Source organism: Ruegeria sp. HKCCA5426, from assembly GCF_013034585.1.
In the GTDB taxonomy this organism is placed as follows: Bacteria; Pseudomonadota; Alphaproteobacteria; order Rhodobacterales; family Rhodobacteraceae; genus Ruegeria.
Window position 1 is genome coordinate 84320 of the sequence record NZ_WQGH01000009.1, and the last position, 20735, is coordinate 105054.

General features: G+C 56.7%; 17 protein-coding genes and 1 pseudogene. 9 read left to right on the forward strand and 9 right to left on the reverse strand.

All coding sequences use genetic code 11. The features are described 5' to 3' along the window. The first annotated feature begins 4 nt into the window (after positions 1-4). Genes GOV87_RS15300 through GOV87_RS15315 form a run of 4 tightly spaced genes read left to right on the forward strand, consistent with a single transcriptional unit; the run spans position 5 to position 4273 of the window. Entirely contained in the window at positions 5-898 is an 894-nt protein-coding gene (locus tag GOV87_RS15300; protein WP_171212369.1) for a 2-dehydro-3-deoxygalactonokinase, read from the forward strand. Then, positions 895-1500: a 2-dehydro-3-deoxy-6-phosphogalactonate aldolase gene (locus tag GOV87_RS15305; protein WP_171212370.1), complete on the forward strand. Its 606-nt coding sequence runs from the start codon at positions 895-897 to the stop codon at positions 1498-1500. The genes GOV87_RS15300 and GOV87_RS15305 overlap by 4 nt, the downstream gene beginning before the upstream one ends. Then, positions 1497-2357, forward strand: a complete 861-nt coding sequence (locus GOV87_RS15310) for an SMP-30/gluconolactonase/LRE family protein (RefSeq protein ID WP_171212371.1) — start codon at positions 1497-1499, stop codon at positions 2355-2357. The genes GOV87_RS15305 and GOV87_RS15310 overlap by 4 nt, the downstream gene beginning before the upstream one ends. After that, a complete protein-coding gene (locus tag GOV87_RS15315; protein ID WP_171212372.1) occupies positions 2354-4273 on the forward strand; it encodes a beta-galactosidase in 1920 nt (639 codons plus the stop codon). The genes GOV87_RS15310 and GOV87_RS15315 overlap by 4 nt, the downstream gene beginning before the upstream one ends. 38 nt (positions 4274-4311) lie before the next feature. Here the strand turns inward: GOV87_RS15315 and GOV87_RS15320 are convergent, their stop codons facing one another. From GOV87_RS15320 to GOV87_RS15360, 9 genes are all read right to left on the reverse strand, one after another. Then, entirely contained in the window at positions 4312-5571 is a 1260-nt protein-coding gene (locus GOV87_RS15320) for an ABC transporter permease (protein WP_171212373.1), read from the reverse strand. After that, positions 5568-6488, reverse strand: coding sequence for an ABC transporter permease (locus GOV87_RS15325; protein ID WP_171212374.1), 921 nt, complete (start codon positions 6486-6488; stop codon positions 5568-5570). The genes GOV87_RS15320 and GOV87_RS15325 overlap by 4 nt, the downstream gene beginning before the upstream one ends. A gap of 12 nt (positions 6489-6500) precedes the next feature. Further along, entirely contained in the window at positions 6501-7613 is a 1113-nt protein-coding gene (locus GOV87_RS15330; RefSeq protein WP_171125113.1) for an ABC transporter ATP-binding protein, read from the reverse strand. Between the two features lie 118 nt (positions 7614-7731). Next, positions 7732-8856 carry an extracellular solute-binding protein gene (locus GOV87_RS15335; RefSeq protein ID WP_171123318.1) on the reverse strand — a complete coding sequence of 375 codons (1125 nt, stop codon included), beginning with the start codon at positions 8854-8856 and terminating at the stop codon, positions 7732-7734. A gap of 316 nt (positions 8857-9172) precedes the next feature. Further along, positions 9173-10261, reverse strand: coding sequence for an ABC transporter ATP-binding protein (locus GOV87_RS15340; RefSeq protein WP_171212375.1), 1089 nt, complete (start codon positions 10259-10261; stop codon positions 9173-9175). Between the two features lie 3 nt (positions 10262-10264). After that, complete coding sequence (locus GOV87_RS15345; RefSeq protein ID WP_171212376.1) at positions 10265-11920, reverse strand: alpha-glucosidase; 1656 nt, start codon at positions 11918-11920, stop codon at positions 10265-10267. Between the two features lie 9 nt (positions 11921-11929). Then, a complete protein-coding gene (locus GOV87_RS15350; protein WP_171123324.1) occupies positions 11930-13078 on the reverse strand; it encodes a carbohydrate ABC transporter permease in 1149 nt (382 codons plus the stop codon). A 4-nt stretch (positions 13079-13082) separates the two neighbouring features. Beyond that, positions 13083-14090: a carbohydrate ABC transporter permease gene (locus GOV87_RS15355; protein ID WP_171123326.1), complete on the reverse strand. Its 1008-nt coding sequence runs from the start codon at positions 14088-14090 to the stop codon at positions 13083-13085. A 63-nt stretch (positions 14091-14153) separates the two neighbouring features. Beyond that, positions 14154-15422: an ABC transporter substrate-binding protein gene (locus GOV87_RS15360; RefSeq protein WP_171125121.1), complete on the reverse strand. Its 1269-nt coding sequence runs from the start codon at positions 15420-15422 to the stop codon at positions 14154-14156. A gap of 219 nt (positions 15423-15641) precedes the next feature. Here GOV87_RS15360 and GOV87_RS15365 point away from each other — a divergent pair, with 219 nt between their 5' ends. The 5 genes and pseudogenes from GOV87_RS15365 (at position 15642) to GOV87_RS15380 (ending at position 20648) form a co-directional block, all read left to right on the forward strand. Further along, complete coding sequence (locus GOV87_RS15365; protein ID WP_171212377.1) at positions 15642-16673, forward strand: LacI family DNA-binding transcriptional regulator; 1032 nt, start codon at positions 15642-15644, stop codon at positions 16671-16673. A 2-nt stretch (positions 16674-16675) separates the two neighbouring features. Continuing rightward, positions 16676-17977 (forward strand): annotated as a pseudogene (locus tag GOV87_RS20450) (GH1 family beta-glucosidase); the annotation flags it as partial. Between the two features lie 42 nt (positions 17978-18019). Then, positions 18020-19000, forward strand: a complete 981-nt coding sequence (locus GOV87_RS20455) for a glucokinase (protein ID WP_254447394.1) — start codon at positions 18020-18022, stop codon at positions 18998-19000. 38 nt (positions 19001-19038) lie between these two features. Beyond that, the gene (locus GOV87_RS15375; protein WP_171212425.1) at positions 19039-19965 is read left to right on the forward strand and encodes a carbohydrate kinase; all 927 of its coding nucleotides are present in this window, start codon (positions 19039-19041) and stop codon (positions 19963-19965) included. A 17-nt stretch (positions 19966-19982) separates the two neighbouring features. Further along, positions 19983-20648, forward strand: coding sequence for a D-lyxose/D-mannose family sugar isomerase (locus GOV87_RS15380; protein ID WP_171212379.1), 666 nt, complete (start codon positions 19983-19985; stop codon positions 20646-20648). Positions 20649-20735: the final 87 nt, after the last annotated feature.

Sequence of the window (20735 nt, forward strand, 5' to 3'; positions counted from 1 at the left end):
TGCAATGAGCGTTGAATGGATCGCGGCAGACTGGGGAACCTCTCATCTACGAGTTTGGGCAATGCAGGGTGAAAAGATTCTGGATCAAGCCGAATCCGACAAAGGCATGGGCCGTCTGAGTAAAACCGCATTTCAGTCGGCACTGTTGGACCTGATCGAAGACTGGCTGGGCGGCACGACAACCGACGTTGTCGCGTGCGGTATGGTCGGGGCAAGGCAAGGCTGGGTCGAGGCCCCCTATTCCACTGTTCCTGTTGCCCCTCTTTCGTCGGCCCCAATCCGCGTGCCCAACACGGATCCACGCATTCGGACGTTTGTTGTGCCGGGGTTGAAACAAAACGCTCCGCCAGATGTCATGCGCGGCGAAGAAACCCAGATCGCCGGATTTTTAGCTGGCCGCCAAAACTGGGACGGCGTCCTATGCCTGCCGGGGACGCATACCAAGTGGGTGCAGATCAGTGCCGATGAGGTCGTCAGTTTCCGGACGTTCATGACCGGTGAATTGTTTGAGCTTTTGCGCGGACAATCGGTTCTAAGACATTCGGTCAGCGAAGGCTGGGACGACGTCGCCTTTGCCGAAGCGGTCGCGGACACCTTGTCGAAACCGGAACAGCTTGCAGCACGGTTGTTTGGTTTGCGGGCCGCTGATTTATTGCGCGGTGAAGATCCTGGTGTCGGGCGGGCACATCTTTCCGGGTTTCTGATTGGCGCGGAACTTGCGGCGACACGCCCTTACTGGTTGGGTCAGCAAATCGCAATCATTGGCGCCGAAGGTATCGCAAGTGTCTATGCAAGCGCCCTCAAGCAACAAGGCGCTCTTGTTGAGACTGTTAACGCAACCCAATCCACATTGGCGGGTCTGTTTCAAGCCCGCATGCTGACGAGACAAACTGTATGAGCCGCCCTATCATTGCCATCCTTCGTGGACTGCAACCCACCGAAGCAGCCGAAATCGGACATGCCCTGATCGAAGCAGGCATCGACCGGATCGAAGTTCCGCTGAATTCACCCGACCCGTTAGACAGTATCTCAATTCTGGTTGAGAAGTTTGGCGATCAGGCATTGATCGGAGCGGGAACCGTTCTGACACCCCAGCAAGTAAACGATGTGGCCCGCGTTGGCGGAAAGCTTGTCGTATCGCCAAACTGCGACCCCGAAGTCATCTATCGCACGGTTGAACTGGGCATGCAGAGCTGGCCCGGAGTTTATACTCCAACCGAAGCCTTCACCGCGCTCAAGGCGGGGGCGACGGGATTGAAACTGTTTCCCGGTGTAATGGCGGGGCCCTCTGGCCTGGCGGCATTGCGCCCGGTCTTGCCTGCGGGATCGTTGATCTTTGCTGTGGGCGGTGCCGGCCCTGAAAATTTTGCCGAATGGATCAAGGCCGGTGCAGACGGTTTCGGCATAGGCTCTGCGCTGTTCAAGCCGGGTCTGTCGGTGCAAGAGGTCGCCGACCGAGCGCAGCGGATCGTATCAGCTTATGACACGGCCGCCGGATGAGCCCGGTCTTTGACAATCGCCCCTGCGAATTGGGCGAAGGACCGTTATGGCACCCCGAAAGGCATCAGCTTTTCTGGTTCGACATCATCAACAAACGCATGATGTCGCAAGTAGACGGCGAACAACTTAGCTGGGAATTTCCGGAACATGTTTCGGCCGCGGGATGGGTGGATGAGAACACCTTACTGATTGCGTCCGAAACCGGGCTGTGGCGTTTCGATCTGTCAAGTAACACGAAAGACCTTGTCATGCCGTTGGAGGCTGACAACCCTGTCACGCGATCGAACGATGGCCGCGCCGACCCTTGGGGCGGGTTCTGGATTGGCACGATGGGTAAAAGCGCCGAGCACGGTGCAGGCGCGATCTATCGCTATTGGCAAGGTGAATTGCGACAGCTTGTTCCCAATATCACGATCTCGAATGCCATTTGTTTCGCACCGGACCGGTCCTGCGCGTACTACACCGACACAGTGACCAAACAAGTTATGCGTTGGGCACTAAACACCGAAACCGGATGGCCCGAGGGCGAAAGCACGGTTTTCCTCGATCTGCGGGTGGACGGACTGAACCCGGATGGCGCAGTTGTGGATACGGAAGGAAATATCTGGATCGCGCAATGGCGCGCGCACCGGGTGGCGGCGTATGACGCTGATGGGCAGTTCCTAAAAGCCGTGGCCTTTCCCGCTGCACATGTCTCATGCCCGGCATTTGGCGGCGCAGAGCTGACTACACTCTATTGCACAACCGCGCAGGAGGGTTTGGACGAAACCACCCTCTCACAACACCCCTCGAACGGAATGACCTTTGCCGCGATTGATGCCGGTAAAGGGCAACCAGAACACAGAGTCATCCTATGAAGCCAGAACTTGGCGTTTGTTACTATCCCGAGCATTGGCCCGAGGAAATGTGGGCAGACGACGCCCGACAGATGATCGAAACCGGACTGAGCTGGGTTCGGATCGGTGAGTTTGCCTGGAGCCGACTGGAACCGACCGCAGGTGACCTGCAATTTGACTGGTTGGACCGGGCTGTTGAAACACTCGGGTCGGCCGGGCTTAAGATCGTGATGGGAACACCAACTGCGACGCCACCAAGATGGATGCAGGAAAAACACCCCAACATGCTGGCGATTGACGCGCAAGGGCAGCCGAGAAAATTCGGATCGCGCCGACATTATTGTTTTAGTCACAAAGGCTATGTCGCGGAGTGCGCACGTATTGCCCAGATCATGGGCGAGCGTTACGGGGCTAATCCCCATGTCGCCGCTTGGCAGATCGACAATGAATACGGCTGCCACGACACGACACTCAGTTACAGCGACCCTGCCCTGCGCGCCTTTCAAAGCTGGCTTGAGGACCAATACGGCACCATTGATGCGTTGAACTCTGCCTGGGGTAATGTGTTCTGGTCGATGGAATACGATGGGTTCGATCAGATCGACCTGCCAAATCAGACCGTGACAGAACCAAACCCAGCGCATGTTCTGGCCTTTCGTCGGTTCAGTTCTGATCAGGTGGTAGAATTTAACAAGGCGCAGGTCGATGCTCTGCGCCCTCTGACAAAAGCGCCCCTATTGCACAACTACATGGGGCGCACGCTGGAGTTTGATCACTTCAAAGTCGGGGCAGATCTGGATATCGCCACATGGGACAGCTATCCCATCGGGTTCCTGTCAGACAGGCTTGAGGCTGATGAGGCGCACAAAACCGCCTTTCTGCAGCAGGGTGATCCCGACATGCAGGCGTTTCATCACGACCTTTATCGCGCGGTCGGGCGCGAGCGCTGGTGGGTCATGGAACAGCAACCGGGGCCGGTGAACTGGGCTCCGTACAATCCGGCACCCCTGCCGGGGATGGTGCGGCTTTGGTCGCTTGAAGCGGTGGCTCATGGCGCCGAAGTGGTCAGTTATTTTCGGTGGCGGCAGGCTCCGTTTGCCCAAGAACAGATGCACGCAGGGTTGTTGACGTCGAACAACAAACCTGCACCGGGCTTGTCCGAAGCGCGGCAAACTTGGGGTGTGTTGTCCCAACTAGGCGACGTCCAACACAGCAAGGCCGATGTTGCTATCCTTTTCGACTATGCGTCTGACTGGACGTGGGCAACCCAACCACAAGGCGCTGGATTCGATTACTTCCGCCTGGTGTTTTCGGCCTACCGCGCCCTGCGGCGGGCCGGGCTTTCCGTCGATTTCCTATCCGCGGACAACGTCCCCGAGAACACTTACAAAGTGATCCTTGCGCCGGGTCTGGCCAGTGTGGACAACGACCTTGAGATGCGCCTGAGCAAGGGATGTGCTCTGGCTGTCCTCGGCCCGCGCACGGGGGCAATCACGCCGGATTTCCAAATCCCCAGTACGGGGCGCCCTGGCTTGTCGGGTTTGGCCTGTGAGGTTGATCTGGTTGAGACCCTGCCCCCATCAGTAACACGCAAAGTCGAGGGTGTTGGTGCCGCCCAGCACTGGGTTGACCGCTTGTCTGGATCAGCGCCCGATCTGCTGACCTTTGAGGACGGCACTTCTGCCCTGAAAGGCGAAAACGGGTTTTGGTATCTGGCGGGCTTCCCCGATGAGGCGCTGTGGGATCGCGTGATCAAAATGGCCTCGCAACAGGTGGGATTGGCGCTGCACCCAATGCCCGGCGGCCTTCGTCGGCGAGACACCAAGGGCCATACATTCCTGATCAACTACAACGCAGTACCGGTGGAATGGAACGGTACAAAGATCAACGCGTGCGACGTGGCCATATTGGCAAAACATACGCCCGAAGAGGGGTAATCTCTTCGGGCGCAGGCGGCCTTTGTCAGGCTTTTCAGTTATTCAGATTTCAGGCTGTTTGGGTCGAATACGCCCCCGAAACCACCGTTGTTTGCCGGTGGCGTTTCGGTATCCTGGCTTTCTTCTTCGCCGCTGCCCAACGTGTTCGGTGCGAACACATTGCCAAAGCCGCTGTTGTTTGAAGGTTTCGGCGCAGATTGCCCCGCATCGCCTTGTTCGGCCTCTTCAGCTTCGCGCTTCTTGCGCTGTTCCTCGCGCTGCTTGCGCAGCTCTTGGATACGCTGTTCGGCTTCCAAACGTTTTTCATCTTTGACATTGGCAATGCACTGGGCCGGGTTGTACGCGGTTGCGGTGCCGACCACGGTAATCGTGGCGACGGCAAACACGACCAGAAGCACGGCGGCCATGTTGCCTGCAAAGAAGCTGGGCAGTTTGATTTTCCCCGCCAGTTCCTCGACCGTGGCATTCTTGCGCGCGGCTGCAACCAGTTCCTGACGCTTCAACTTGGCCTCGTTCAACAGGGCAAAGAACACGGTCAGCGCCACGATGATAAAGGCCAAGGCCGAGATCGACGGCGTGATGCCATAGCGTACCTTCTGCGCCAGTTCGATCGTCAGTGTCGGGTATTCGCCAAAGGTAAAGGTGGTCGTGTTGTAGTTCTCGAACGATGCAAGGAATGCCAGCACAGCCGCCGATGCGATCGCGGGCCGCATGAACGGCAGCAGGATCTTGCGAAACGCCTGTGCATGGGTCGCACCAAGATCCAGAGCGGCCTCGGTTAACGCCATGTCATAGCGTTGTAACCGCGCCACCAGAACCAGCATGCAGTAGCTTGCGATAAAGGTGGACTGACCGATCACTGTCAGGAAAACCCCGTTTGACAAAACGCTATCTGCGCCCAGCCCCAGCATCCGATTGATCCGGTCCCAGAATACAAGCGTCGAGATACCCAGAACCACGCCCGGTATCAGGATCGGGGCAATGATGATCGTGTAGTAGGTCGCACGCAGCTTGGGCCATATCTGAGTCAGCATCAGCGCACCCGCCAGCCCCATCGCCACCGACAGAACGACCGTTCCTGCACCGATGATCAGCGAGTTCTTGATCCCGTTCAGGATACGCTGGTCCTGAAACAGATCCCCGAACCACTGAAAGGTCAGACACTCCCACGGAGTCATCCGCGGGAAAGCCGAGGAATTGAACGCGGTAACCGACATGATCACAAGCGGACCAAGCAGGTAGAGGAAGAAAAGGGCCAGGTAGACCCAGATGCTTACACGAAGGAAAGAGAGGTTCATTTCCCGATATCCCCCATGTTCACCTTGAACAGACGCATGACCGCCAGAACGAACAAGATACAGGTCACAAGCAGAACGATCGCGTAGGCGGCACCTTGCGGCCAGTCATTGTTGTCATTGAACTGCTGATAGATCAGTTGCGTGAACCACAGGCTGGACGGGCCGCCCAGAATCTGCGGCGCTGCAAGGGCACCGGCGGATAGCATGAAGACCATCGTGCAGCCCGAACTGATACCCGGCTTGGCGTAGGGAATAACCACGCGCCAGTGAATCCTCCACCAAGGCGCGCCCAGATCGCGCGCCGCCTCGATCTGGTTGTGATCAAGGCTTTCGATCACGTTGTAGATCGGGAAGATCATCAACAGGATGTAGGCATATCCGAGACCCGCATAGAGCGCGATGTCATTGCGGATAAAATCAAAGGGAGTATCCCAGATCCCCAGCCCCATGAACAAGGTGTTCAGAACTCCGGTCTCACCAAAGATGATCCGCAATGCGAAGGCGCGCAGGATTTCGTTGATCCAGTAAGGGATGATCAGCATAATCGCGAAAATGCGGATGTGGCTGCCTTTGGATTGCCCCAGATAGTAGGCGATCGGATAGCAGATGATCAGGTTGAATATAGTCACGCAAACCGCCGCAAGCAGCGTTCTGAAGAACACCCTGAGGTCGACCGAATTGTAGTCCTGAGAACCCCCTTCGGGGCCGTAAATCAGGTATTTATAGTTTTCGAGCGTATAGACGTCCTTTGGCCCGCCAATCTCCGGTGGCGGCAAGTTCGGGCGGAACGAAAAGTCGAGCATCGACAATTGAGGCAGGATAATCAGGCCGATGGTCCAGAACAGGACCAGCCCCAATATCGCCAGCCCCATCCCGATGCCGTTGCGATTGAAAAACTCCTTGAGGAACTTGGGCATGGGTCCGTCCCTCTATTCCGCAGCCAGTTCACCCGCCGGGACAAGAACCGCGTTGTGGGTCTCGTATTCCAGCGTGATGTTCTGTCCGGTGTGGTCTTGGAAGGACTGTCCGTGGTTCGGGATCGACACTTTGATCTCTTTGCCGCCTTCACCTTCAGTGAAGATGTTGAACACGTTGCCCTCGAACTCTTCGTGATTGACCCGCGCCGTCACGAAATGGTTGCCAGATGCACCTTCGGCCGCAATGGCAAAAGCCTCGGGGCGAATGAACATCATCGCCTCATCGCCTTCTTTCATCTTGCCTTGATTGGCGGAGGATATCCGCGCCACCAGATCTCCAGAACGGTTAGTGGCGATCAGGGCCTCGGCCCCCATGATCTGTTTGATCTTTCCTCGGAACACATTGTTTTCACCGACAAACGAAGCTGCAAATGCCGTGTTAGGATCGTTGTAAATCGTCTTGCCGTCAGCGATCTGGTCAATCACTCCAGCCCGCATGACAGCAATGTTGTCCGACATGGTCAGAGCTTCGCCCTGATCGTGAGTAATATAGATAAACGTGATACCGACCCGTTGCTGAATCTCTCGCAGTTCCGTCCGCATGTGTTGACGCAGTTTGAGATCAAGCGCCGAAAGGGGTTCGTCCAACAACAAAACATCAGGTTCGGCGCACAACGCGCGCGCAATCGCCACACGCTGACGTTGTCCACCTGACAATTCGCTGGGTAGCTTGTCGCCCTGACCGGGCAGAGCGATCATGTCTAGCAACTCGTCCGCACGCTTGCGGCGTTGAGCAGCGCTAGCGCCTTTTATCTCCATCGAAAATGTTATGTTCTCCCAGACTTTCATCAAGGGAAACAGCGCAAGGTTCTGAAAGATCAGTGCGGTTGGGCGTTTGTTCGGCCCGATGCCCTGCATGTCGTTGCCACCGATCAGGACCTTGCCTTCGCTTGGGTCCAGAAAGCCCGACACGGCGCGCAAAATCGTCGTTTTGCCACAACCAGACGGCCCGAGGAACGAAAAGAAATCGCCACCGTTGATATTCACATTGGCATCCCTAACGGCGACGAAGTCACCGAAGCGGATCCAAAGGTTCTCAAGATCTACACCGACCCCAGCACTCATTTTTGGTATCTCCGTCTGGTGCGTTTGCTATGCGCACCCAATTAGCGTCCGCTGCACCTTGACTGTGCGCGGTTTGATTACCCTTCGCCAGGTGGCGAAGGGTATGGGTTCATCGCGATCAGGCGCTTTTGAACTTGTTGACGAACTCGGTCCGGGTTTCCGCGTACCATGGGGCCTCGGCCGGCCATGGGTTCAGATTGGCCAAAGAGTCGCCCGGGTATGCTTCAGCGAAGTTCTTCTTGTAGGTGTCGCCGGAATACTGATCGGCACCCAGAACAGGCGAGTTATAGCCATGGCTGTCAATCGCGACACCGGCCGGTTTTGCCTGGTACGCAAAGTCGATAAAGGCGTAAACCTGTTCGATATTGGTCGCACCGGTCGGCATTGCCATCCCGTCAACCCAAGCCATCGCACCTTCGACCGGAGCCTGATAGTGCACCGGCTCACCCGCCGATTTCAGCGCCAGCGGTGGACCATCCCAAGTTTGACCAACCACAACGCCTTCGTTCAGCAGACCATTTTTCTGGGTATCCGCGTCATTCCAGATCAATTTGATCCGGTTCTTACGCTCAACACACCAGTCGGTGATCTGACCCCAGACTTTACGCATGGTGTCTTCGTCACCATAGGCCGCCCAGACAGAGCCCGGCTCCATCTCGCCAGCGCGCTCCATATACAGACCCGCACCCAACATCATGGAGTGTGCGCGGCCCATGGTCTTGCCGGCGTTTTCTTCAGACCAGACATCCCCGTAAGACGGCGCGTCCCCTTCGGGCAGCCACAGATCGGTGCGATATGCGATCCCTTCGGTGCCCCAGATATGCGGCAACCAATGAACGCCGCTGTCCGCAAAGTTCCAGGCATCCGTGCCTATCGCAGCCATCGCCGGGTTTACCAGATCAATCGGCACCTTGTTCATGTCAAAGGGCTGCAGCAGCTCCAGTGGCTCCCACTGCAGGGACCGGTTGTTGGTGGGCGAGACAATGTCAAAGCCCTGACCTTTGGTCGCCTTCATCTTGTTGATGATTTCTTCGTTCGACCCGATACCGGTATAGTTCACCTTGATCCCGGTCAGAGTTTCAAACTCTTCCAGGAAACTGGGCGGCAGGTAGTCAGACCACATCAGAATGTTGATCTCACCCGATGAGGCAAGCGCGCTTTTGCTGTAAAGAGGTGCCGCCAGCGCCGCCGCGCCCGCACCTTTCAGTACCGTCCGACGGGACAGGTTTTGGTGTTTAGTCATCGTCATATCTCCCGTTGTAGATCCGTTTTTTTGTTTTTGTGGATACAGGCTAGACCTTTGCGATCCGGCTGTCAGTCCAAAAGTGACAGTTCCCAGTTTTCATAAGTCCAGTTTGAAAACGATGTGCCCCTCACATGCGGTGCATCGCAATGAAACAAAGGGGCTGATGCGGATTAACTAAAATAGCGTGATGCGCCCCCAAAATGGGCGCACCGCGTGTTTGCCACTTATTTTGGCGACAACGGTTCTGGTGACTGCTTGAACGGGATTGAACCGCGCTCCGATCGCAGGTGCGATTCTATAACCGGTACAGATATCAGGGCTTTTTCCGCATGGTTGTACCATTGTGGAAAAGATGCACCTTGTCAGGGTCGGCTGAAAGGGTGACGATCTGCCCCCGCATGTTGCGCTGAATGCCTTGCAATTTTGCAATTACGGATTCGGCCCCTGTACGGTTTTCGAAATACAGCAAAGTGACCTCTCCCAAGGCTTCGGTGAAATCCACCACCCCCTGAAAGGCGGCATCCGTGTCGCTTGGAACAAAATCCTCGGGCCGGATACCAACATTCACATGTTTGCCCTGATCCCCGGCTACGGTCGCAATACTGCTGGTGATGGTTCCCCCAGCCTCCAACTCGACAACAGTTGTTTCGCCCGTTTGTGCAATAACCCCCGGCAGCAGGTTCATCGAGGGCGAGCCAATAAACTGGGCGACGAATTCGTTGTCCGGGGTCTCATACAGTTCCAACGGAGTGCCGACCTGAGCAATACCCTTGTTGGCCAGAACCACGATCCGGCTGGCAAGCGTCATCGCTTCGACCTGATCATGCGTCACATAGATCATCGTACTGTCGGGCATCGCCTCTTTCAGACGCGCAATTTCGATCCGCGTCGCCACGCGTAAGGCCGCATCAAGGTTGGAAAGCGGTTCGTCAAACAAATAAACCTTGGGGTCACGCACAATGGCCCGGCCGATGGCGACCCGCTGACGCTGCCCACCCGACAGCGCCTTGGGCAAACGATCCAAAAACGGTTCAAGCTGAAGAATTCGCGCGGCGCGCTCGACGGCGGCATTGACTTCGTCGGCTGGCAGTTTCGCGATCTTGAGGGCAAAGGCCATATTCTCGCGCACGGTCATATGGGGATAGAGGGCATAGCTTTGGAACACCATCGCAATACCACGTTGTGCGGGTGGCACATCGTTCATAACCTGACCTTCGATCTCGAGCGTTCCGCCCGAGATTTTTTCCAGCCCCGCAATCATGCGCAACAAGGTGGACTTGCCGCATCCAGACGGTCCTACGAAAACAATCAACTCGCCGCGCTCGATGTCGAGATTAATATCCTTCAGGACATCAACAGTGCCATAGGTCTTTGCGACATCCGTGAGATTGAGTTCTGACATGACCTACCCCTTTTCCCGAGCCATCAGACAGAATTGAGCAGCGCCGAGCGTCAGATTTCCTGACCCGCCGACGCCGCCCAACTCCTCCCCGATAACGCGCCATTGGCCTTCGGGCACGACGACCTCTGCGGGGTCTGCGCCCAGATTGAAGGCACAGAACACCTGTTCCGCTTGGTCTTCACGCACGAAAGTAAGAACCGAGCCGGACTGGACCATCTGAACTTGCGCCCCCGACATCAAAGCCGAATGCGCGTGGCGCAGCGCAATCGCCATACGGTAGTGGTGCAACATCGACTTGGGGTCCTGCTCCAACCGGTCCACGGCGCGCTCGGCTTGCGACGAGCTGACCGGAAGCCAGGGGCACCCTTTGCTGAACCCAGAGTGTTCGTCCTGCGCAGCCCAGACCATCGGCGTGCGGCACCCGTCGCGGCCTTTGAATTCGGGCCAGAATTCGATGCCATAGGGATCTTGCAGATCATCAAATGCCACATCCGCCTCGGGCAGGCCCAGTTCCTCACCCTGATACAGGCAGGCCGAGCCCCGCAGGCACATCATGAGAACCGCGTGTTGCCGGATGGCCGCGTCGCTTAGGCCCCAGCGCGAGGCATGCCGCTGCACGTCGTGGTTCGAAAAGGCCCAACAGGGCCATGCATCGCCGGCCTTGTCCTGTAACTGGTCAAAGACCTGTTTGGCGTATGACGCGGTCAGGGCGCGCTTTTCCAGAAACTCGAAGGCATAGCACATGTGCATCCGCTTATCGCCGGTGGTGTATTCGCCCATGATCTCAAGCCCGCGCTGCGCGTCCCCAACCTCGCCCAGACAGGCGCGGCCGTCATATTGGTCGGTCAGCGAACGCAGACGTTCAAGGAAGGCGATATTCTCTGGTTGGCTCTTGGAGAAAAGGTGATCCTGATGGTTATACGGATTAACCATCGGCGCGATCGAGGCGTTGCGCTGATCCATCGGCAGGCCGGGGTTGTCGCGCAACTGCTTGTCGTGGAAGTAAAAGTTGATCGTATCCAGACGAAACCCATCGACCCCCAAGTCCAGCCAGAACCGGGCCACGTCCAGCAAGGCGTCCTGTACGTCCGGGCAATGGAAGTTCAAATCCGGCTGTGAGGTCAGGAAGTTATGCAGGTAGTACTGCAACCGTCGCGAATCCCATTGCCAGGCCGAGCCGCCGAAGATCGACAGCCAGTTATTAGGGGGCGTTCCGTCCGGCTTCGGGTCGGCCCAAACATACCAGTCGGACTTAGCGTTCTCGCGGCTTGCGCGGCTTTCGCTAAACCATGGATGCTGATCCGAGGTATGTGACAACACAAGGTCGATCATCACTTTCAAACCTTGACCATGCGCGTGATCCAACAGGTCTTTGAAATCCTCCATCGTGCCGAACATTGGATCGACATCGCGGTAATCACTGACATCGTACCCGAAGTCCTTCATTGGAGATTTGAAGAACGGTGAAATCCAGATTGCGTCGACGCCAAGCGAGGCGATGTACCCCAGCCGTTGCGTGATCCCCTTGAGGTCGCCAATACCGTCGCCATTGCTGTCCTGAAAGCTGCGGGGATAGATTTGGTAGATCACGCCGCCGCGCCACCAGTCGGCCGGTGTTTGGGTTGCTTTTGTAGTATCTACAGTGTTCTGCACGTTCATCAGACGCCTCTATTTGACGGATCCGGCCAGCAGGCCCCGGACCAGGTATTTTTGCATTGCGAAGAAAACGATTAGCGGCACGGCAATCGACACGAAGGCCGCTGTTGCCAGGATTTCCCAGTTGCCACCCCGCGTGCCCAACAACTCGACGATCTGGTTGGTCATGACGGTGGTCTGACCCGACGCGTCGATCAAAAAGACCTTGGCGACCAGAAGATCGTTCCATGTCCACAGGAATTGGAAGATCGCGAAAGAGGCCAGCGCCGGGAAACTGAGCGGCAGGATCAGTTTGGTGAAGATCTGGAACTCGGTCGCGCCATCGACCCGCGCGTTCTCGATCAGATCACGTGGAAGACCAGCCATGTAGTTCCGTAGCAGATAAATCGCCAAGGGCATCCCGAACCCGGTATGGGCCATCCAGACACCCAGATATCCTTTGCCGATGCCAATATTCAGATGGAACTTCAGCAGCGGGATCAGTGCCAGTTGCAGCGGAACAACCAACAAACCAACGACCGCTGCGATCAGCAGGGCGCGGCCCGGGAAGTCCATCCACGCCAGCGCATAGGCCGCAAAGGCCGCCACCAAAATGGGAATGATCGTCGCCGGGATGGTCACAGTCAATGTGTTGAAAAAGGCCCGCCCCATGCTGTCAGAGGAATCTTCAGCCAACAAAACCTTGTGGTAATTGGCCAGCGTGAACTCGGGCGGCAATTCTGCGGTCACGAATACACGGGCGCCCCGGCTGCCGGTAAATTCTTCCGAATTCTCCATCCTGTAGTTACCTTGCGCATCCACAGTGATCGTACCGCCCCGACGTAGTTCCGCCGTATCGCCCGGAACAAACGCATCCACGGCCCGGGAGCTGACCCCCCATTGAGAGATCGTAGCCGACGTCCCCGCGTCGAACAGGTTGCCTTCGATCACGTAAATCCCGTTTTCCAGAACTTGTGTGTCCGGCGCGGCGGACCGCAGAGTCAGGTTCTGTTCGGACGGGAAAAGGGATTTCCACCAGCCGCTGGTCGCAATCTGGTCTGCCGTTCGAAAGGATGAAATCAACAGTCCCAGTGTCGGGACCACCCATAGCACCACCAGAAACAGGACCGAGGCATGGACGACCCAGCGTAGCGCCGGTTTGGTTCCTGCAATATCGCTCATCGCCTCACTCCATCTCTTTGCGCGCGTTGCGCACGTTCCAGATCAGGATCGGTGTTACCAGCAGCATAATCACCATCGCCGAGGCTGACCCTACGCCCCAGTCGTTGGCGCGGAACAGTTTGTCATACATGTAGTTGGCCAGAACCTGTGTCTCCCACTGGCCGTTGGTCATGGCAAAGACGATGTCAAAGACCTTTAGCACCGTGATAGTGATCGTGGTCCAGACCACCAGAATGGTGGTTTTGATCTGCGGCACCTTGATCTTGAAAAAAATCTGGAACGGGTTGGCTCCGTCCAGAATGGCAGCCTCGATCGTTTCTTCAGGAATGCCTCGAAGGGCGGCGGACAGGATCACCATGGCAAAGCCGGTCTGAATCCAGATCAGCACCACCATCAGAAAGAAACTGTTCCAGAGCGGAATAGTCAGCCAGGTCTGCGGCTCGGTCCCACCAAAGAAGATGTAAAGCGCGTTCAGCATCCCGATCTGATCCTGCTCGGCCGGGCGAGTATCATAGACCAGTTTCCAGATCACCGAGGCACCTACAAAAGAAATCGCCATCGGCATGAAAATCAGAGATTTGGCGACGTTACCCCAACGGATGCGGTCCGTCAGTTGCGCCACCAGCAGTCCAAACGCGGTCGACATGGCGGGCACGATGATCAGCCAGAACATGTTGTTGCGCATGGCTTCCCAGAATTTGGGTTCGTTGGCCATCTGGATGTAGTTTTCCAACCCAACCCATTCATACCCGCCGCCGGGGACACGATCGGTCAGCGAAAGACGCAGGGTTTCCACCACCGGATAGGCCAGATACAGGCCCAACGCCGCCAACGCCGGAAACAAGAACAGCCAAGGCCGGATCATGTTCGCGCGGTTGATATTGCGCCCTGCATTCGGACCGCGTGCCGGGAACAGCACTTTGTCCAGAAACTGGTTCGAAAGGTAGAAATAGCCCACACACCCTGACACGCCGATGGCGATGGTCAGCAGGCCCTGTAATGCCGGATGCATGCCGCGTCTCCCTTGCGACGGTGGCAGGCAACCCGAACTGGCGGGTTGCCCGATCAGGAACGCTTAGTCCAGCGCGTCCCAGGAGGATTGGATTTCGTTGGCAACCTCTTCCGCCGAGGCCCCACCAGCATAGTCGACCATGCCGGTCCAGAACGTCCCTGCGCCAACACCGCCCGGCATCAGGTCAGAGCCGTCAAACCGGAAGGTAGTCGCACCAAGAAGAATGTCGTTCATCTTCTTCAGCGTCGGGTCCGAGAACAGCGAGGTATCAACGCCCTTATGCGGTGTCAGGAACCCGGTCAGTTGCATCCAGGTCTCATGAGCCTCGGGGGTTTGCAGATACTCGATCAACGCATGCGCGCCGGGGCTGTCATTGGTGATCGCCCACAGAGTACCCGCGCCCAGAACCGGGCTGCCGAGGTCCTTGCCTTCATAAGCCGGGAAATAGAAGAAATCTGCGTCTTCACCTACAACAGTTCCTTCCGGAAAAAACGCTGGAATGAACGAGGCCTGACGGTGCATGTAGCATTGCGGAGGTGAGCTGAACATTCCCTTGGGACTATCGCGGAAGTCCGTCGTAGCCACAGCCCCTGAGCCGCCGGCAACATAGTCGTCATTGCGGGCAAACGCGCCGAACTCCTCGATCGCAGCGATGACCTTGGGATCGTTGAACTTCATCTCATTGGCGACCCAGGCGTCATAATCAGCCGGCGATTGTGTGCGCAGCATCATATCCTCAACCCAGTCGGTTGCGGGCCACCCGGTTGCTCCACCAGAACCCAGACCGATACACCACGGTGTTTCACCATCAGCCACGATCTGATCCGTCAGCGCCTTGAGTTCTTCCATCGTGGTCGGCACTTCGTAACCCGCATCTTCGAAATTCTCAGGCACGTACCAAACCAGGGACTTTACATCGACCTTGTAGAAAAAGCCGTACAGATTGTCCGCGCCGTCCGGTCCGCCATATGTGCCCAAGTCAACCCAAGACTGCCCCGCGGCATAGTTGTCGCGAATCCAATCTCCCGTTCCATCGGCAAGCGGCGTCAGAAAGCCGGACTTAGCCATATCTGCCGCCAGGCCCGGCTGCGGGAATACGGCGACATTCGGTGCTGAACCCGCCTCGGCATCAATTCGGATTTGTTGTTCAAAACTGTCTGACCCGACATAGGCGTATTCATGCCCGGTTGCTGCAGCAAAGCCGTCCAGAACCTTTTCGACATTTTCCTGATCCGGCCCCAACCACGGACCGAACACGGTAACCTTGTCCGCCTGTGCAGCGCCTGACATCAGGGCGAACGTGGCCGCACCTGCGTAAAGCGAGTGTTTCATGAAATCTCCTCCCGTATCATCTCTCGCCTTGGAATCGTATTTTCAAAGCGCTTTGGATGACGAACCTTATCCGCTAACATTCAAGCTCTGTCAATGTTTGGTTTGCCGTTTACCCAAGTTATTAATATTTGTAGGCATATGTTTGAATCTTATTGACGCAAAGGTTAATTCCCCACAATACAGATAGCAGTCCCAATTTGAAGGCGCTTTGAATCGAATATGAACCTAAAGCAGCTCTCAGAAATTCTTGGCTTGTCCCAAACAACTGTCAGCCGTGCGCTGAACGGCTATCCCGAGGTGAACGAGGATACGCGCCTACGTGTGCAGGCCGCTGCCACGAAACATGGTTACCGGCCAAACAGCCGCGCAAAAGGGTTGGCCACAGGTCGGTCCATGGTCATTGGGCACGTGATTCCCAGTTCCTCGCAGCATGAAATGGTCAACCCTATTTTCGGCGATTTCGTTGCAGGTGCTGCGCGAAAATATGCGGAGCATGGCTATGACATGATGTTCACGAATGCAGACGATACGTCGATCGAACGGGCGTATCGCGACCTGTTTCAACGCGGCGCCGTTGATGGAGTTGTCCTGCAGGGTCCGAAGGTTAACGAACCTCGGATCGGCGTACTTTCCCGCATGGGGGTTCCTTTCATCGTTCATGGTCGTGCGACCGGAGTTGATGGGCCCTACGATTGGATCGACGTGAACAACAAAAGTTCATTCCAAAGGGCCACCAAATTTCTGATCGACCTAGGGCACCGGCGCATCGCACTGATCAACGGGTTGGAAGATATGGACTTTGCCCAGCGTCGCCGCGCCGGATATCTGGAGGCTTTGCATGAGGCTGGGATAACGCCTGACCCGTCCTTGATGCGCAGCGCCGAGATGACCGAGGTCTACGGCCACCACGAAGCGCGCGCCATGATACAGATGGATAATCCGCCCACAGCCATTCTGATCTCATCCATGATTTCGGCGATTGGCGTAAGGCGCGCGCTGAACGAGGCTGGGCTGAAGATGGGACGCGATGTATCCGTCATCGCCCATGACGACGATCTATCTTACCTGAAAAACGGGCAGGACGTGCCGATCTTTACCGCAACGCGCTCATCTGTCCGGCAAGCTGGCGAGATAGCAGCCGAAATGTTGATCGAGCGGATAAAGTCGCCTGAGGGCCCGGTTCAAACTAGATTGCTGGAGGCCGAACTGGTAGTTGGCGGCTCGACCGGCCCCGTTCCTGACAGGTTCTGAACATGAAATATGCCCGCACTGATTTCCCCAAAGATTTCCTATTTGGCGTTGCAACCTCTGCCTATCAGATCGAAGGTCACGGACAAGGCGGCGCTGGCCAAACACATTGGGACACGTTCGCCGCGACACCCGGTAACGTGGTGCGCAATGAAAACGGTGACCGCGCCTGTGATCATTTGAACCGCTTTAACGAAGACTTTGAGCTTGTGCGCGACGCGGGATTTGACTGCTATCGGTTCTCAACAAGCTGGGCGCGCGTTCTGCCCGAAGGGCGCGGACCTATTAACCAGGAAGGGCTGGACTACTACGACCGCCTTGCCGATGCGTTATTGGAGCGTGGAATACGCCCCTGCGCGACGCTTTATCACTGGGAGCTTCCCTCGCCGTTGGCCGATCTGGGTGGCTGGCGCAATCGGGACATAGCCAACTGGTTTGCCGATTTCACCGAGATTATCATGGGCCGCATCGGTGACCGCATGTTCAGTGTCGCGCCGATCAACGAACCTTGGTGCGTAAGCTGGCTCAGCCACTTTGACGGCCACCACGCCCCCGGTCTGCGCGACATCCGTGCCACGGCGCGCGCGATGCATCACGTCCTACTTGCACATGGACGGGCTATCGAGGCGATGCGCGGTCTGGGCATGTCCAACTTGGGTGCAGTGTTCAATCTGGAGTGGGCAGAACCTGCGGATGACAGCCCCGAGGCACGCCGCGCCGCTGACCTTTACGACGGTATCTACAACCGCTTCTTCCTGAGTGGCGTATTCAACAAAACATACCCCCAGGTCGTTCTGGACGGACTGGAACCTCATCTGCCAAGCGGTTGGCAAAACGACTTCGACACGATTGGCACCCCGGTCGACTGGTGTGGCTTAAATTACTACACCCGCAAGCTGATCGCGCCCGCAGATATTGCTTGGCCCAGCCTAAAAGAAGTCCCCGGCCCCTTACCAAGAACCCAGATGGGTTGGGAAATCGAACCCAGCGCCCTGACACGTTTCCTGACCCGTACAATGCGCGACCATACCGGTGATCTTCCTATCTATGTAACGGAAAACGGCATGGCCAGCCCGGAACGACAGCAGGATGATGACCGGATCGACTATTTGAACCAGCACCTTGCGGCCGTGCATGACGCGGTGGACCAAGGCGTGCCGGTCAAAGGGTATTTTATCTGGTCCTTGCTGGATAATTACGAATGGGCCTTGGGGTATGAAAAACGCTTTGGTCTTGTGGACGTCGATTTCGAGACGATGGAGCGTCGGCCCAAAGCGTCTTACAATGCAGTGAAAACTGCACTGTCCGGCAGCACAGTTTCGCTGCCTTTGGCGCAACCTGCGGGATGTATGCGCGACCATTGGAACTTGGTTGCCGATATCGGCGGCACCAACACGCGATTGGGAGTGGTCTCAAACGGCAAACTCACCGACTTGCGTAAATACCCCACGGGGTCACTTTCGCAATTGCTCGATGCGTTTCACAGTTTGCGGGATGAAATCGGAACCGATCCGCGCGCCGTCGTCGCGGCCGGTGCGGGACCAGTGCAGAACGGTATGATCCGGCTTACAAACGCGCAGCTAGATCTGTCCGAGGCTGACATCGCGCGCGCGACGGGCGCGCAGCACACATTTGTCATCAACGACTTCACCGCCGCCGCATGGTCGGTTGCCGAAATCACCGGCGATAACGTCGAAGTTCTGCAAGGCGACGAAACGCCACCGATGGGAACACGGTTGGTTGTCGGACCGGGAACCGGGTTGGGGGTAGGCTCTCTGCTCTATTCCGACGGTCGGTTTCACACCGCGTCTGGTGAAGGCGGCCACGTTGGATTGTCGCCCCGTCACGAGGACGAAGTCGAAATTTTCCGCGCCGCGCGCCAAGTTGCTCCGGACTGTTTTTTTGACGACACCCTGACGCTTGAAGCCGAAATGTTCCTAAGCGGCACGGGACTGCCGATCCTGTATCAGGCAATACAATTAGCGACAGGACAGGCGACTGCCGAAACGCGCAGCGCCAAGGACATTCTGGATGACGCCCGCGGTGCCTGGGACCCGCTCGCGGTCAGGGCAGCGCAGATGTTCACCTCGCATCTAGGTGCCGTAATGGGCGACTTGGCCGTGGTCATGATGCCTACGGGCGGTGTTTTCCTCGTCGGCGGGGTGGCAGAAAAGAACCGCTGGCTTTTCGCCGACGCTTTCAAGGATGCCTTCAACGCTGGTGGGCGTTTCAGCGAATTGCGGCGTTCAATGAACCTGTACGTTTCAGAACAGGACGAATTTGGCATTGTTGGCGCTAACAACTTCTGTAAAAGTGCGCTTGCGCGATAAACTGACCGCCTGACCCAATGATACAGAAAGGACCCGGCATGATCCTGTGCTGCGGTGAAGCCCTGATCGACATGATCGCCTCGCCCACCGTTACGGGCGAACAGGGATTTGTGCCCCATTCCGGAGGCGCGATTTTCAACACGGCGATTGCGCTTGGTCGACTTGGCGTTCCATCCGGAATGCTGACGGGCCTTTCCTCAGACATGTTTGGGCAGCAACTCGGCAGGTCTTTAAAGGCCAGCCATGTGGACACCAGCCATGTCATTGAAACCGACCGCCCGACAACTTTGGCGTTTGTGCAGCTAAAGGACGGGCACGCTACCTATAGTTTTCTGGACGAAAACTCGGCCGGTCGCATGTTGACGCCCGAGGACATGCCCAACCAGTTGCCAGCGGTATCGGCTTTGTATTTCGGCGGTATCAGCCTTGCCTGCGAACCCTGTGCCGACGCCTATGCATCCTTGTTGGATCAACACGGCTCGGAAAAGGCCGTTATGCTGGATCCAAACATCCGTCCCGGTTTTATCAATGATCAAACCCGTTATCGCACCCGGCTCAACGCGATGATCGCGCAGGCCGATATCGTAAAGGTTTCCGATGAAGATCTGGATTGGATCATTCCCGGGCCAGAAAGCCTGACTGACAAAGTTTCGCTGTTGCTGAAAGAAGGCCCCGCCATTGTCATCGTCACCAAAGGCAGCGAGGGGGCATCCGGATATCTGCCGGATGGCAGGTCAACCTCGGTGCCTGTCAAAAGGGTCGAAGTTGTGGACACCGTCGGCGCCGGAGACACGTTCAACGCTGGCGTATTGGCCGAGTTGGAACGTGCAGGCCACCTGAACAAACAAGGGCTTCGTTCCCTCAACCCAGACCAACTGAAAGATGCTCTTGCCAAGGGTGCACAAGTCGCTGCCGTGACGGTATCTCGCGCAGGGGCAAACCCACCTTGGGCAAATGAACTTTGACCCCGAAAGGGACACCTATGAAACGATCAGATATCAACGCAATCAAAACCGAAGCCGAAGCTTTCATTCGGTCTTTCGGAACGGTTTTGCCCCCTTTTGCCAACTGGTCGATTGACCAGATGAGAAGCGATCAGGCAACAGTTATTCGCGAACGTGGATTGGGGTGGGATATCACCGACTACGGACAGGGACGGTTCGATGAACTAGGGCTGTTCCTGTTCACGTTGCGCAATGGCGATGTCGCCGATCTGAACCAAGGGCGCGGCATGCTGTACGCAGAGAAACTGCTTGTCTCGCGGGACAAACAGCTTTCGCCAATGCATCGTCATATCATAAAGGCCGAAGACATTATCAACCGAGGCGGTGGCGATCTGGTGATGGAAATCTACGCTTCGGATTCCGTGGGCGGGATCGACCGGGAAAACGCTGTGACAGTGCCCAGCGACGGGTGCCCGGTGTCGATCCAACCCGGCGAGCTTTTGCGGCTCGGACCGGGTCAAAGCGTAACCTTAATGCCGGGCATCTGGCACGCTTTCTGGGCCGAAAAGGGCGATTGCCTGATTGGTGAAGTGTCAACTGTAAACGATGATCGTACCGACAACGTATTCGAGGACCCAATTCCGCGTTTCGCCACAATCGAAGAAGACGCGGCACAGGAATTCCTTTTGGTTGCGGATTATTGAACCAATAATCCGCTCGCAATCTGGACGCATCAAGCAAATGAAATAGTGCCGTGCGTTCCCAACGATCTGCTGGATTGCCATGCAGAC

What these genes read in the sequence shown, in the direction of transcription:
- GOV87_RS15300 (WP_171212369.1), top strand. Translation starts at nt 5, where the DNA reads ATGAGCGTTGAATGGATCGCGGCAGACTGGGGAACCTCTCATCTACGA.
- GOV87_RS15305 (WP_171212370.1), top strand. Translation starts at nt 895, where the DNA reads ATGAGCCGCCCTATCATTGCCATCCTTCGTGGACTGCAACCCACCGAA.
- GOV87_RS15310 (WP_171212371.1), top strand. Translation starts at nt 1,497, where the DNA reads ATGAGCCCGGTCTTTGACAATCGCCCCTGCGAATTGGGCGAAGGACCG.
- GOV87_RS15315 (WP_171212372.1), top strand. Translation starts at nt 2,354, where the DNA reads ATGAAGCCAGAACTTGGCGTTTGTTACTATCCCGAGCATTGGCCCGAG.
- GOV87_RS15320 (WP_171212373.1), bottom strand. Translation starts at nt 5,571, where the DNA reads ATGAACCTCTCTTTCCTTCGTGTAAGCATCTGGGTCTACCTGGCCCTT.
- GOV87_RS15325 (WP_171212374.1), bottom strand. Translation starts at nt 6,488, where the DNA reads ATGCCCAAGTTCCTCAAGGAGTTTTTCAATCGCAACGGCATCGGGATG.
- GOV87_RS15330 (WP_171125113.1), bottom strand. Translation starts at nt 7,613, where the DNA reads ATGAGTGCTGGGGTCGGTGTAGATCTTGAGAACCTTTGGATCCGCTTC.
- GOV87_RS15335 (WP_171123318.1), bottom strand. Translation starts at nt 8,856, where the DNA reads ATGACTAAACACCAAAACCTGTCCCGTCGGACGGTACTGAAAGGTGCG.
- GOV87_RS15340 (WP_171212375.1), bottom strand. Translation starts at nt 10,261, where the DNA reads ATGTCAGAACTCAATCTCACGGATGTCGCAAAGACCTATGGCACTGTT.
- GOV87_RS15345 (WP_171212376.1), bottom strand. Translation starts at nt 11,920, where the DNA reads ATGAACGTGCAGAACACTGTAGATACTACAAAAGCAACCCAAACACCG.
- GOV87_RS15350 (WP_171123324.1), bottom strand. Translation starts at nt 13,078, where the DNA reads ATGAGCGATATTGCAGGAACCAAACCGGCGCTACGCTGGGTCGTCCAT.
- GOV87_RS15355 (WP_171123326.1), bottom strand. Translation starts at nt 14,090, where the DNA reads ATGCATCCGGCATTACAGGGCCTGCTGACCATCGCCATCGGCGTGTCA.
- GOV87_RS15360 (WP_171125121.1), bottom strand. Translation starts at nt 15,422, where the DNA reads ATGAAACACTCGCTTTACGCAGGTGCGGCCACGTTCGCCCTGATGTCA.
- GOV87_RS15365 (WP_171212377.1), top strand. Translation starts at nt 15,642, where the DNA reads ATGAACCTAAAGCAGCTCTCAGAAATTCTTGGCTTGTCCCAAACAACT.
- GOV87_RS20455 (WP_254447394.1), top strand. Translation starts at nt 18,020, where the DNA reads ATGCGCGACCATTGGAACTTGGTTGCCGATATCGGCGGCACCAACACG.
- GOV87_RS15375 (WP_171212425.1), top strand. Translation starts at nt 19,039, where the DNA reads ATGATCCTGTGCTGCGGTGAAGCCCTGATCGACATGATCGCCTCGCCC.
- GOV87_RS15380 (WP_171212379.1), top strand. Translation starts at nt 19,983, where the DNA reads ATGAAACGATCAGATATCAACGCAATCAAAACCGAAGCCGAAGCTTTC.